Below are 12,741 nucleotides of genomic sequence, written 5' to 3'. Positions count from 1 at the left end.
CCCTGGAAAACGGGCCCTTCGGGCCCTGTTTTCATGCCGGCGCGAGAAGATCCGCATGGTGCCGTTCCGCCACCAGCGGGTGAGCCCTCAGCTTGCCCTTCAGCTCGTTGTAGCCGTATTCGGCGAAGAGGGGGTTGGCCGGGTCGTCGGTGATTCCCGGGGCCGTGGATGCGTGCGGGAAGGGCAAGGGGGCCACCCTCGCGTCCAGGCGCGGGTTGTAGAAGAAAGGCACTGAGAACCGCTCCGTGGCGCCCGCCGGGCTCACCACCCGGTGGTTGGTGGCCACGAGGTATCCGTTGGTCGCCACCTCAAGCAGTTCGCCGAGGTTGACGACGAACGCGTCCTCCAGGGGCGGCACGTCGTGGAACAGGCCGTCCTCCCGTTGCACCTGCAGTCCGCCGACCTGGTCCTGGAGCAGGAGGGTCAGGAAGCCGTAGTCCTTGTGGGCGCCGACGCCCTGGTCGGCGCCGTCACCCGCGGTCCCCGGATACCGGACGAGCTTGAGATGCGGGTGGGCGTGGTCGCCGAAGACCGGGTCGTAGAAGTCGGCGGGCGCGCCGATGGCGGTGAGCAGCTCGCGCAGCAGCCGCTGGGCGACGGCACTCAGCCGGTCGATCCAGGCGAGCGCGGCGGTGCGCAGTTCGGGGAGGGCGGCGGGCCACTGGTTGGGGCCCTGCAGCCACCAGTAGGCGGGCTCGTCTGGGCCAGGTGTGCGGGCGGGGCGTTCGGCGCCTATGTCGAGCTGGTCCCGCCAGTCGCGGGCGCCGGCGGTGCGTTCGTCGCCGGTGCGGGTGTAGCCGCGGAAGTGGGGCGAGTTGATGTTGTCGAGGGCGAGCCGGTCGGCTTCGGGAAGCCGGAAGAAGGCGTGCATGGCCCGCACGAGTTCGTCGGTCTCGGCGGGGCTGACTCCGTGTCCGACCAGTTGGAAGAAGCCCACGTCGTGAGCGGCGCTGTGCAGTTGGGCGTGGAGCAGTGCACGGGCCTGGGGTCCGCGGTCGGCGGCCGAGAGATCGATGATCGGGAGCTGCTGGTACGACGGGGTCGTCGCGATGTGCGTCATGGGGTGCGTCCGCAGGGTGTACGGGGCAGGGGCGGCCGCCGAGGGTGGGGCGGGGCCCAGATGCCCGAACGGAGGAAGAACAAGCAGAACGGGGCTGGGTCAGGCGGAGCGCCGACAGCCCGTGCTCGTGACGCGGACGTAGTCCACATGGCGGCGTCGAACGAGCAGAAGCATGCGCCCAGCGTACTGCTCGCCGAAGGATCCGTACCTGGCACTCCCCACTGCCGCAGATCTTCCCGCACCCCGAGAACGCAGACGACCCGCGAGCTCGGGTCCCCCTGCCTGTGGCGGGGGAGCCGGCCGGACGTACCGGCGAGCTCGCGGGTCGGGTGACTGCGTTGGATTAGGCCGGCTGCGTGTTGCTCGCACACGCTGGTCCGGCACCGCACTCGGTGTGGTGGCGGGCCGCTAGCCCGCAGCCACCTCTTCTGTCCGGTGTTCATACATCTGCCGAACCACCTCCTTTCCGAATTACCCGCAGCCTAAGAAGCCTTCTGCCGCCGATCAACCCATTTTCTGAATGTTGACGGTACGGCTTCAGGCTGGACGGTGTAGCCGTACCCGTCGCCCCGTTGTAGGAGCCGAAGATTCCGATGGAAGACGTCCACTCGGCCTGCTGGTGTCGAGAGGCTGTGCCGTCCCGCGGCCCGGACAGAGACGCGGCCCGTCCACGTGCCCGCCCACTTACCAGTAGGCACGGTGGCACATACGAGATCGCCCGTGGCGTATCCGAAGTGTCGCTTGACGCGAGCCCGCCGCAGGCGCGGGAAACCGAACCGGTCCGGGGTAGTGCGTGAGTGCGTGCGTATTGCCAATGACGCTAGTGATCAACGTGGTGCGTGAGCGGTCGAATCACCAGATGGCGCTCATTCGTGCGAAGAACCCCAAACCCTCGAACGCGCACCCGATCTTGCTGCTAAAGCAGACGTGATCGTCCGCGCCCTCGGTTAGCGTTCCGCGCATGACAGAGCGACGCGCAATCCTCAGCGGATCGACCTTCGAAGAGCAGATCGGTTACGCCAGGGCCGTGGTCGACGGCGACTGGGTGCACGTCTCGGGGACCACCGGGTTCGACTACGCCACCATGACGATCTCCGACGACGTGGTCGAGCAGGCCGAGCAGTGCATACGGAACATCGGGGCGGCGCTCGCGGAGGCGGGGGCCGGGTTCTCCGATGTCGTACGGGTGCGGTACCTGCTGCCCGAGCAGGAGGACTTCGAGCCGTGCTGGCCCGTGCTGCGGCGGGCGTTCGGGGAGGTGCGGCCGGCGGCGACGATGATGGTGTGCGGGCTTTCGGATCCTCGGATGAGGATCGAGATCGAGGTGTCCGCGCGGCGCAGGGGCCTACGGATCGAGGCTGTGCACGGAGAGGCCATGCTGCGGGAGTGGAGGCAGGTCCACAACGCGATCGTGCCGCCCGCCGCGATGTCCCTCGACGAGGCGCGGGAGCGGCTCGGGCGTTACCGGCTGGAGAATGCGTATCTCGGGGACGCGCTCGTCGGGTGTTCCACCGTGCGGCCGCCGGAGGGCGAGCAGGGCGCGGCCACGGTGATCGCGCGCGTGCTGCCCGAGTACCGGGGGCGGGGGTTCGGGGCGGCGCTGTACGAGAGAGGGCTCGCGCACGCGCGTGTGCTGGGCGCCGAGGTGGTCGAGACGTGTGTGCTGGCGGCCAACGAGGACGGTCTGCGGTTCGCGGAGAAGTACGGGTTCGTCGAGGTCGAGAGGTATGTGCTCGACGGGGAAAGTGATCTGTGGATTGATCTTCGGCTGATGGTGGGGTGATCCTGGAGGCGGAGGCGGCGTACAACGATTCCTTCAATCTTGGGGAACTCGGTGTGTGCTGCGTCACGTTCCAGTTAGATGATTGCGAGTGAGCGAACCGACGCGCCGTACGTGCGGACGCAGCTTGGCAGGGGGTCCAGGTGAGTGCTTCCCGGCGTAGTGGGACCACCGACGAGCTGGGGCCGGACGAGCCCGAGCGGGCTGGTCCGGTGGGCCCTGACGGCTCCGATCTGCTGGCCGCGCTGCTCGACGGGATGGACGCGGCGCTGTGCGCCTTCGATGCGGGCGGGGTCGTAACGCATTGGAATCGTGAGGCGGAGCGGATTCTGGGGTGGACCGCGGCCGAGGCGGTCGGGCGGCACGGGTTCGCGGGGTGGGCCGTGCGCAGTGCGGATGCCGAGGAGGTCGAGGGGCGGCTGATGTCCGCCATGGAGGCCCCGGGCCGGCAGGTGCACGAGTTCGCGCTGCTGACGAAGGACGGCGGGCGGGTGCTGGTGCGGACGCAGTCCGCGGCGGTGCGCGGGCCCGACGGGAAGCCCGCGGGCGTGTACTGCGCCTTCAGTGAAGTGCATGCACAGATCGATCTGGAGCGGTCGATCGCGCTGAGCGAGGCGTTGTTCGAGGATGCGAGCTGGGGCGTCGTACTGGTCGATGCCGATCTGCGGCCCGCCGTGGTGAATGCTCATGCGGCGCGTGCGCTCGGCATCGGGCGTACGTCGGCGCTCGGGCGGCCGCTGGGGGAGTTGCTCGCCCAGGGTGTCGAGGAGCTGGAGAGCGCGCTCACGCATGTGCTCGCGGAGGGTGCGCCGCCCGCGCCGGCCGAGATCTGGGTGAGTGTGCGTACGCCGGAGGGCGATCAGCGGCGGTGCTGGCGCTGCGGCTTCGTACGGCTGGCCTCGCCGCTGGCGGAGGAGCCGGTGCCGTTGGGGGTCGCCTGGCTCTTCCAGGACGTGACCGAGGGCAAGCAGGGCGAGCAGGAGGCGGCGCTGCTGCGGTTCCGGACCAATCAGCTGCACCGGGCGGCTCGGGCCGCCGCGGAGTGCGAGGACCCGGGCGAGGCGGCGACCGTCCATCTCGATTTCGCGCTCGCCGGGTTCGCCGACCATGCGCTGATCGACCGGGTGGCGGGTGGTGCGGTGGCCGACGGGGCGGCGGAGGGGCCCGTACGGCTGGTGCGGGTCGCCGCGACGCCGGCCGGGGCGCCGGGGCCGAGTCTGCTGACCGGGCAGGCGGGGCTGCCGGTGCGGTACGCGCAGGGGCATCCGGCGTTGCAGTGCGTGGAGCGGACGGGGGCCGTGCGGGCGAGCGTGGGTGCGGTGCCGGCCGAGCAGGCCCGGGAGTGGGCGCTGGCCCGGCAGTGGCCGGAGGATGCGGTGCACGCGTTGTGCGCGGTGCTGCGCAGCCGGGGGCGGACGCTGGGGGTCGTGACGTTTCTGCGGGGGAGCGGGCGGAGTCAGTTCGAGCGGGTGGATGCGGTGTACGCCGAGGATGTCGCCGTTCGGATCGCTGCGGCGTTGGACTTGGCGGGGGTCGTGGGGCGGTAGCGCGGCCCGCGGCTACACCGTTTGCGTGCTTACTGCTGGTAGAAGATCCGGTCCCCGTACTCCTGCATCACCCGGCTGTTCCAGTCGTGGCCGCCGTCCACGTTGCCGGACCGCAGCAGCGGCGGCTCGATGCCGCGCTCGGCGAGTGCGCCCGCTGCCGTGGCCATGACGGCCTGGAGGATCGCGCTGGTGACGACGGTCGAGGCCGGGGCGAAGGGGGCCGGGATGGTATCGACGGTGAGGGTGGCGTCCCCGATGGCGATCTTGGAGTCGAGGACGATGTCGCAGTGGTCGCGCAGGTAGGTGCCGGAGGTGTGCCGGGACCGGGTCTCGGTGGCGTACGCGACCGAGGTCACGCCGATGACCTTCACGCCGAGCGTGCGGGCGCTCATGGCCATTTCGACGGGGAGGGCGTTGCGGCCGGAGAGGGAGATGATCACCAGGGCGTCCCCGGAGCGGAGCGGCGAGGAGTCCAGGACGGCGGTTGCGAGGCCGTCCACGCGTTCCAGGGCGGAGCCCAGCGTGGCCGGCATCACGTCGACGCCGACGACGCCCGGTACGGCGAGCAGGTTCATCAGGGCCAGGCCGCCCGCGCGGTAGACGACGTCCTGTGCGGCGAGGGAGGAGTGGCCGGCGCCGAAGGCGAAGAGCCGTCCGCCGTCCGCGACGGTGTCGGCGAGCAGGGTGCCGGCCGCCGTGATGGACTCTGTCTCCTCGTCCCGGACCCTTTGCAGGAGGTCGATCGCGGCGTCGAAGAACTGGTCGGCCAGTTTGCCGTCGCTCATGCGGGTCCTTCCGGGGCGGTGTGGGGTGTCCGGCGCGCGGATGTGTCGCGGATCACCGTGCGGTCTGGACCAGTGCCGTGTCAATACGGGGGGTGAGTACGGGGTGAGCGCCCCCGCGTAACCCGGTGGTTTCAACGGCGCGGCACGGTTGTCAGTGGTATGCGTCAGAATTGAATCCAGGGCCAGCGCACGCGCCGGGAAGCTGTCGCGCTTCCGGCAGATCTCATCGAGGGGCACGTATGTCCGGACTGATCGACACCACGGAGATGTATCTCCGCACCATCCTCGAGCTGGAGGAGGAAGGTGTGGTCCCCATGCGCGCCCGGATCGCCGAGCGGCTGGACCAGAGCGGGCCGACCGTCAGCCAGACGGTGGCGCGGATGGAGCGGGACGGCCTCGTGTCCGTCGCGACGGACCGCCATCTGGAGCTCACGGACGAGGGCCGTCGGCTCGCCACGCGCGTGATGCGCAAGCACCGGCTCGCCGAGTGTCTGCTGGTCGATGTGATCGGCCTGGAGTGGGAGCAGGTGCATGCCGAGGCGTGCCGCTGGGAGCACGTGATGAGCGAGGCCGTGGAGCGGCGCGTGCTGGAGCTGCTGCGGCACCCGACCGAGTCGCCGTACGGCAACCCGATCCCGGGTCTGGAGGAGCTGGGCGAGAAGGACGGCGCGGACCCGTTCCTGGACGAGGGCATGGTGTCGCTGGCGGACCTGGACCCGGGTCTGGAAGGCAAGACGGTCGTCGTGCGCCGTATCGGTGAGCCGATCCAGACGGATGCGCAGTTGATGTACACGCTGCGGCGGGCGGGTGTGCAGCCCGGTTCGGTGGTGAGCGTGACGGAGTCGGCGGGCGGTGTGCTGGTGGGCAGCGGCGGTGAGGCGGCCGAGCTGGCGGCGGATGTCGCTTCCCATGTGTTCGTCGCCAAGCGCTGACCGTCGGCGGCCCATCGGCGGCGTACTGCTCCTCGTGCCGTCCCTGGCCTGGTGAAGGCCGTCAACTTCCGTTGTTCCAGGGGCATTTGAGGTGCCCTGCGGGCTTGTCGTCGATCTCTTCGACGCCGGGATTCGGTGCGTCGAAATCGCAGCGCTCGGACGTTTTGCGTGCGAGGCTGTCGCGTGAGGCATATGACCTGAGGGGGCCGGGAGGATGTGCCGCAGACGTGTGGAGGGCCCCGGCGCCGTATGGCGCCGGGGCCTGTCCTCCCCTGTGCTGACCCGGAGCCCCGAGCTCTCAGGGTCATCCCCTTCGGACCGTTTTCCCCGAGCGGTCCGCCTCCCGCTGAAGATCTCCCCTCGGCGGCGGCGATCATTCCTCGGGCGAGGTCACTCGTACGAGGGGTGTTGCCCGCAGACACAGTATTTTCGAATACCCATTCGATAGTCTTCGGGTGACGGGTCACGCGGAATGTGCGCTTCAGGAGTGAGTACACAAAGAGCGAGCGCACAAGAACAGGCAGCTGCACGGCACGGCAGGACACGGTTCACAGGACCGGCCGGCTCGAGCGGGAGCGAGCGGTCCGAGCGGAGCTAGGGGGGTGCCAGGACCATGGCGCGACGCATCGACGTGACCGGGGCGGGCGGCGTACGCCTCGCGGTCTGGGAGTTCGGCGACCCTCCCAAGACCGACCCGGCAAAAAACCTGACGGAACCCGTGATTCCGTCACAGCTCTCCGGCGAGCAGACCGGGCATCCCCTGACCGAGGACGCCCCCGGCGTGCTGTTACTGCACGGCCTGATGGGTCGCGCCTCGCACTGGGCGTCCACCGCCCGCTGGCTCTCCGGACGGCACCGCGCCGTCGCGCTCGACCAGCGCGGCCACGGCCAGAGCGACAAGCCGCCGCAGGCCTCCTTCACACGCGAGGCCTACGTCGAGGACGCCGAGGCAGCTCTCGAGCAGCTCGGTCTCGCCCCGGCCGTCCTCGTCGGCCACGCCATGGGCGCGCTGACCGCCTGGCAGCTCGCCGCCAAGCGGCCCGATCTGGTCCGCGGGGTGGTCATCTGCGACATGCGGGCCTCCGCGCTCGGCGCCGCCTCGCAGCGCGAGTGGGCCGACTGGTTCAAGGCCTGGCCCGTCCCCTTCGCCACACTCGCCGACGTACGCAAGTGGTTCGGCGAGGACGACCCCTGGGTGGAGCGGCCGAACCCGGCCCGCGGGGAGTTCTACGCCGAGGTGATGCACGAGTCGCCCGACGGCTGGCGCCCCGTCTTCGATCACGAGCAGATGCTCCGCTCCCGTGAGACCTGGGTGTACGACGCGCACTGGGAGGAGCTCGCCCAGGTCCAGTGCCCGGCGCTCGTCGTGCGCGGGCTCGACGGCGAGCTGGGCCGGGCCGAGGCGCAGGAGATGGTGCGGGTGCTGCCGCGGGGCGAGTATGCGGAGGTGGCCGATGCCGGTCACCTCGTCCACTACGACCAGCCGGAGGCGTGGCGGGCGGCGATCGAACCCTTCCTGGATGCGGTGTTCACTGCGTGAGGCTGGGCCGGGGCGCCTGATGGCTCGGGGCTCCTGTTGTGTGGCGGGTGCGGGTCTGTTGTGGCTTGTCGCGCCCACGCGGCGGAGCCGCATATCGATACAGCCCCGCGCCCCTTCAGGGTGTTGCAGGCCCTCGTGCCAGAAAGGTGCCGTCAGCCCTTGCTTACCGCCGCGAGGATCTCCGGGAGGCGCGCCGCTGTGCGCGGCGCCGCCAGGCGTAGGCCCGCCAGCGTGATGCCCGCCCCGTATGCCGCGCCCACCGGCAGCAGTAGCCAGCCCCACTGGTCGCCGTCCTTGGCCACGTTCACCCAGATCGCCGCGATGATGACGGGGGCGGACAGGAGGGCCGCCGACACCATGCCGCCGAAGATCGAGATCCAGGCGAGGCCGGCCTGCCCGGGGACCACGTTCTTGTAGCCCTCCTGCGGGATGGAGTACGGGAAGCGGGCGGACGTCCACGCGCCGGTCGCCAGCATCGCGCCGAGCAGCGCGAGGGACAGGCCGAGCACCTCGGGCAGCCGGGGCCAGTCGCCGAGCATCGCGGTGGTCACGACGGTCACGAGGGTGGCGTACGGCAGGGTGATCACCAGCAGGGCGAGGGCTCGCCCGCGCAGCTCGACGTAGGCATCGTGCGCGGAGGAAATAGTGGTGGCGACCATCCAGAACGCGGACGTGTCCTGCCCGAACTGGTTGTACATCTGGATGCCGAGCATCCCCGCGGCGAAGCATGCGAAGTAGATCGAGCCGGTGCCCTGAAGGGCATTGAACACGGGCACGATCAGGCCGATGGCCAGTGAAGTCACCCAGGCGGCCTTGGTCTTGGGGTCGCGCCAGATGTAGCGCAGGCTGCGTTCCATGACCGTGCCGGTGCGGCCGGCGGGCAGCAGGCGGGCGAGGCCGCCGGCGGTCCGTTCGCGGGCCGCGGGTTCGGCGGCCTGGAGGGTGGAGCCGTCCGGCGAGGTCATCAGCCGGGTCAGATGGCGTGACCACACGGCGAGAAGCAGCACCAACGCGCCCACGGTCAGGGCCAGTTGGAGGACGGCGACACCGTACGACCCGTCGCTCACCGAGTCCACCGCGCCGACCGCCGACGCGGGCGGCACCCACTTCAGTACGTCCGCCACCGGGTCGAGTTGCGAGAGCCCGGTCGAACCCAGGTGCTGCGCCCCGAAGTTGACCAGCTGTGCCCCGATCGCGATGACCAGCCCGCTCAGCACCGCCAGATCACGGCCCTTGCGGCTGGTCAGCAGCCGGATGTTGGCGGCGGCGACGGCCCGCGCCAGCGCCACGCACACCAGCAGCCCGAGAGCGACGGCCACGACACCGACGGCGTACGCCGCCCCGCCGTGCGCGACCGCGATCACCGAACCGGCCAGCAGAAGCAGCGTGAACAGCGGCCCGATGCCCACCAGCGAGGCCGCAAGCAGCGCCCGCACCAGCGGCCGGGGCCGCAGCGGCAGCATCACCAGCCGCGTCGGGTCGAGCGTCTCGTCACCGCTGGGAAAGAACAGCGGCATCACCGCCCAGCCCAGCGCCAGTACGGCCACCAGCAGCACGACCACGGGCAAGGCATGCGTGTTCCCGTGCAACGCGATCAGCCCGAGCAGCTGCAGCGCCCCGAACAGCACCACGACGACCGCCGACGCGACGTAGGCGGCCCGCCGCCCGCCGGACTGCCTGAGCCCGTTGCGCAGCAGCGACAGCTTCAGCCGTACGACGACGGCAGTGACGTCGACATTGCCCGTCATCGCGCCCCGCCGCCCAGCCAGTCCAGATTCGACGCCGTGTCGCGGCCGCCCGCGCCGACGAGCTGGAGGAACGCCTCCTGCAGCGAGGCCGCCTCCCCGCGCACCTCGGCGAGCGTGCCGTGCGCGCGGATACGGCCGGCGGCCAGCACGGCCACCCAGTCGCACAGGGACTCGACGAGCTCCATGACATGGGAGGAGAAGACGACGGTGGCGCCCGACGCCGTGTACCGCTCCAGGACCCCGCGGATGGTCTGGGCGGACACCGGGTCGACGCCCTCGAACGGCTCGTCGAGGAAGAGCACTTCGGGATTGTGGAGCAGCGCGGCCGCGAGCCCGATCTTCTTGCGCATGCCGGTCGAGTAGTCGACGACGAGCTTGTGCTGGGCGCCGGCCAGGTCGAGCACATCGAGAAGCTGAGTGGCCCGCTTGTCGACCTCGGCCCCGGGCAGCCCGCGCAACCGCCCGCTGTACGCGAGCAGTTCACGCCCCGACAGTCGCTCGAAGAGCCGCAGACCCTCCGGCAGCACCCCGATCCGCGCCTTCACCGCCACCGGATCCCGCCACACATCGTGCCCGACGACCTCGACACTCCCCTGATCGGGCCGCAGCAACCCGGTGACCATGGAGAGGGTCGTGGTCTTCCCCGCTCCGTTCGGCCCGACGAGCCCGATGAACTTCCCCGCAGGCAGTTCCAGATCAATCCCGGCAACGGCAACTTGCTGCCCGAACCGCTTCCAGAGCCCACGTACCCGTACGGCCGCTGTACTCGTCACTACTTCCGACGTCATGCAAGAACCCTACGGTGGGGCACCGCCCTCAAGGGGCGCGGGACTGCGTCTGATATGCGGCTCCGCCGCGTGGGCGCGACCAGCCACTGACTACCTGCAGTCGCGCGATTACCGATCCCGCCCACACGCATAGGCGAGCGGCGAGATCAATTCCTCCGCATCCGGCAGCCACCGGTTCGCAGGCGTAGGCCGGCAGGCCCACTGCACGGCGCCCCGAGAGCCGTACCGCGTGGGAGGACCGGCCACATACGAGCCCTCGCCCAACGCGACCAGATTGAGAGAGGAGGGCGACCAGCCCAACTTCCGCACCAGCTCCGGTACTTTCACCGCCGCACCGGGCAGAACAAAGAAGTGCATGCGACGATCCGGCGTCAAGGTCACGGGACCGAGCGTCAACTCCATGCGCTCCATGCGCGCCAGCGCGAGGAACCCCGCGGTCTCGGCGACCTCGATCGCGTCGAACGTCCGCCCCGTCGGCAGCAGAATCGAAGCCGTCGGCTGCTTCTGCCACATCCGGCGGGCAACGGTCGCACTGCCCGTCGCCAGCGTCGCCCAGTCCTCGCGCGCCGCATGCGCGCCGGGCGCGGCGCACGCGGTGTCGCCGCAGGAGCAGTACTGCACCCCGTCAACGGCTTCCAGCCAGGTGCCGGGGAAGACGTCCCAGTGGCGCTCCTCGGCGTAGCGTACGGCGGTCTCCTGCAGCGATTCCCCACGCTGCTTCGGAATCTGAGCGGCTTCGGGGCCGGCGATCGTCTCTTCCACGGTGAACTCAACTCCCGCATCCACCCTGGGTTACGGGGGTAGCGCGCGCGGGGGAGGAGCATTGATTCCGTATCTGGGGCGCATGGATGCACGTGTGGGGGCGCGCGGGAGGAACCTCGGCGTGAGCTGGGTAGCCACCGGTGGGGTCGGCTTCCGCCTTTACCCCGGCAATCCGCGCAAGCCTCGCATTTTAGGTGTGTCGGCGGGGCATTGATCTTCACGGCCGGATCTTTTCGCTCCAGGGGTTCGCAGGGGGTTACGCCATGGCCGCAAGGCCTCTCGTCGCGCGACAGCCGAACGAACGGTTGCAGGCGCTCATCCAGGAGGCGGGGTGCTCGAACGCCGGGCTCGCCCGCCGGGTCAACATGTGCGGCGCCGAGCACGGCCTCGACCTGCGCTACGACAAGACGTCGGTGGCCCGTTGGCTGCGCGGGCAGCAGCCGCGCGGACGCGCCCCGGCGATCATCGCGGAGGCGCTCGGCCGCAAACTCGGCCGCACGGTCACGATCGACGAGATCGGCATGGCCAACGGCAAAAACCTTGCTTCAGGCGTGGGGCTCCAGTTCTCGCCGACGGTACTGGGCGCCATCGAGCAGGTCTGCGAGCTGTGGCGCAGTGACGTGGGGCGCCGGGACTTCCTGTCAGGCTCGTCCGTCGCCGCGTCCGCGCTCGTCGAGCCGAGCCGGGACTGGCTGATCTCCTCGCCCGACTCACAGGTGTCGCGCTCGGCGGGACCGCGCGTGGGGCAGTCCGACGTGGCGGCCGTGCGCGCGATGACGCAGGCGCTCGTGGATCTGGATCACCAGTACGGCAGCGGGCATGTGCGCCCGGTCGTCGTGCACTACCTCAACAGCGTCGTCTCGGGGCTGCTGGCGGGGTCGTACCGGGAGGCCGTCGGCCGCGACCTGTTCGCCGCGGTGGCCCGACTGACCGAGCTCGCGGGCTACATGGCCGTCGACACCGGGCAACCGGGCCTGGCCCAGCGGTACTACATCCAGGCGCTGCGGCTCGCACAGGCGTCGGGCGACCGTGGCTACGGCGGGTACGTCCTCGCCGCCTCCATGAGCCACCTCGCCGCACAGCTCGGAAACCCGCGTGAGATCGCGCAGTTGGCCCGGGCGGCGCAGGAGGGGGCGCGTGGGCGTGTGACACCGCGCGTGGAGGCGATGTTCTATGCGGCGGAGGCGCGCGGGCACGCGTTGATGGGCGACGCGCGGGCGGCCCAGGTGGCGTCCGGGCGGGCGGTCACGGCGCTGGAAGGGGCCGATGCGGCGTCCGGGGACGACCCGGCGTGGATCGCGCACTTCGACGAAGCGTATCTGGCCGACGAGTTGGCGCACTGCCACCGGGACCTCGGCCAGGCCGAGGCGGCGGCCCGCCGTGCGCAGGAGTCCCTGTCCGGGCTGCCCGAGACCAAGGCGCGCAGGCGGGCCATCGGGTATGTGCTGCTGGCCACCGCACAGGTGCAGCAGCGCGAGATCGAGCAGGCCTGCAACACGGGACTGAAGGCCGTGGAACTCCTGGAGTCCCTCCGCTCCAACCGCGGCGCCGAGTACCTGGAGGACTTCCAGCAGCGGCTGGAGCCGTACCGGGACGAGCCGGTGGTGCGGGAGTTCGGGGCACGGCTCGAGTTGCAGGCGGCTGCGTGAACCTGCGGGAAACGGCCGGTTGCCGTGCGGGGGCAGTCGGAGAGGGTGACAGATACAGCGGTCTGTAGAGCCGTTCTGTTACTGCCGTCACAGGGAAGGAGGTTGTGCCCTGAGCTGCGTGGCACCCGGCTCGGGGGACCCGGTAGCGTG

General features: G+C 70.4%; 10 protein-coding genes. 5 read left to right on the top strand and 5 right to left on the bottom strand.

From position 1 onward, the window contains the following. Nucleotides 1-31: 31 nt before the first annotated feature. Complete coding sequence (locus ACFY10_RS20615; protein ID WP_390666588.1) at nt 32-1,060, bottom strand: isopenicillin N synthase family dioxygenase; 1,029 nt, start codon at nt 1,058-1,060, stop codon at nt 32-34. 961 nt (nt 1,061-2,021) lie between these two features. Between ACFY10_RS20615 and ACFY10_RS20610 the strand changes: the two genes are divergently transcribed. Together ACFY10_RS20610 and ACFY10_RS20605 are read left to right on the top strand one after the other, a co-directional pair. Then, nucleotides 2,022-2,843 (top strand): GNAT family N-acetyltransferase, encoded by an 822-nt coding sequence (locus ACFY10_RS20610; RefSeq protein ID WP_390666587.1) that lies wholly within the window; start codon nt 2,022-2,024, stop codon nt 2,841-2,843. A 140-nt stretch (nt 2,844-2,983) separates the two neighbouring features. Then, nucleotides 2,984-4,387 (top strand): PAS domain-containing protein, encoded by a 1,404-nt coding sequence (locus ACFY10_RS20605; RefSeq protein ID WP_390666586.1) that lies wholly within the window; start codon nt 2,984-2,986, stop codon nt 4,385-4,387. A gap of 29 nt (nt 4,388-4,416) precedes the next feature. Here the strand turns inward: ACFY10_RS20605 and ACFY10_RS20600 are convergent, their stop codons facing one another. Further along, nucleotides 4,417-5,172 carry an SIS domain-containing protein gene (locus ACFY10_RS20600; protein WP_390666585.1) on the bottom strand — a complete coding sequence of 252 codons (756 nt, stop codon included), beginning with the start codon at nt 5,170-5,172 and terminating at the stop codon, nt 4,417-4,419. A 239-nt stretch (nt 5,173-5,411) separates the two neighbouring features. On the opposite strand from ACFY10_RS20600, the gene ACFY10_RS20595 reads away from it, so the two are divergent. Together ACFY10_RS20595 and ACFY10_RS20590 are read left to right on the top strand one after the other, a co-directional pair. Then, nucleotides 5,412-6,104: a metal-dependent transcriptional regulator gene (locus tag ACFY10_RS20595; RefSeq protein WP_390666584.1), complete on the top strand. Its 693-nt coding sequence runs from the start codon at nt 5,412-5,414 to the stop codon at nt 6,102-6,104. 613 nt (nt 6,105-6,717) lie between these two features. Beyond that, nucleotides 6,718-7,644 (top strand): alpha/beta fold hydrolase, encoded by a 927-nt coding sequence (locus ACFY10_RS20590; RefSeq protein ID WP_390666583.1) that lies wholly within the window; start codon nt 6,718-6,720, stop codon nt 7,642-7,644. A gap of 152 nt (nt 7,645-7,796) precedes the next feature. Here ACFY10_RS20590 and ACFY10_RS20585 read toward each other — a convergent pair whose 3' ends face one another. The 3 genes from ACFY10_RS20585 to ACFY10_RS20575 form a co-directional block, all read right to left on the bottom strand. Then, nucleotides 7,797-9,392: a transporter gene (locus ACFY10_RS20585; RefSeq protein WP_390666582.1), complete on the bottom strand. Its 1,596-nt coding sequence runs from the start codon at nt 9,390-9,392 to the stop codon at nt 7,797-7,799. Then, a complete protein-coding gene (locus tag ACFY10_RS20580) occupies nt 9,389-10,180 on the bottom strand; it encodes an ABC transporter ATP-binding protein (RefSeq protein ID WP_390666581.1) in 792 nt (263 codons plus the stop codon). The genes ACFY10_RS20585 and ACFY10_RS20580 overlap by 4 nt, the downstream gene beginning before the upstream one ends. A gap of 108 nt (nt 10,181-10,288) precedes the next feature. After that, a complete protein-coding gene (locus ACFY10_RS20575; protein ID WP_390666580.1) occupies nt 10,289-10,942 on the bottom strand; it encodes a bifunctional DNA primase/polymerase in 654 nt (217 codons plus the stop codon). A gap of 263 nt (nt 10,943-11,205) precedes the next feature. On the opposite strand from ACFY10_RS20575, the gene ACFY10_RS20570 reads away from it, so the two are divergent. Continuing rightward, nucleotides 11,206-12,591 (top strand): transcriptional regulator, encoded by a 1,386-nt coding sequence (locus tag ACFY10_RS20570; RefSeq protein WP_390666579.1) that lies wholly within the window; start codon nt 11,206-11,208, stop codon nt 12,589-12,591. The last annotated feature ends 150 nt before the right edge of the window (nt 12,592-12,741 follow it).

Origin of the sequence: Streptomyces sp. NPDC001401, from assembly GCF_042895385.1 — a bacterium.
Lineage (GTDB): Bacteria > Actinomycetota > Actinomycetes > Streptomycetales > Streptomycetaceae > Streptomyces.
This window is presented reverse-complemented; position numbering and strand designations above follow the sequence as displayed.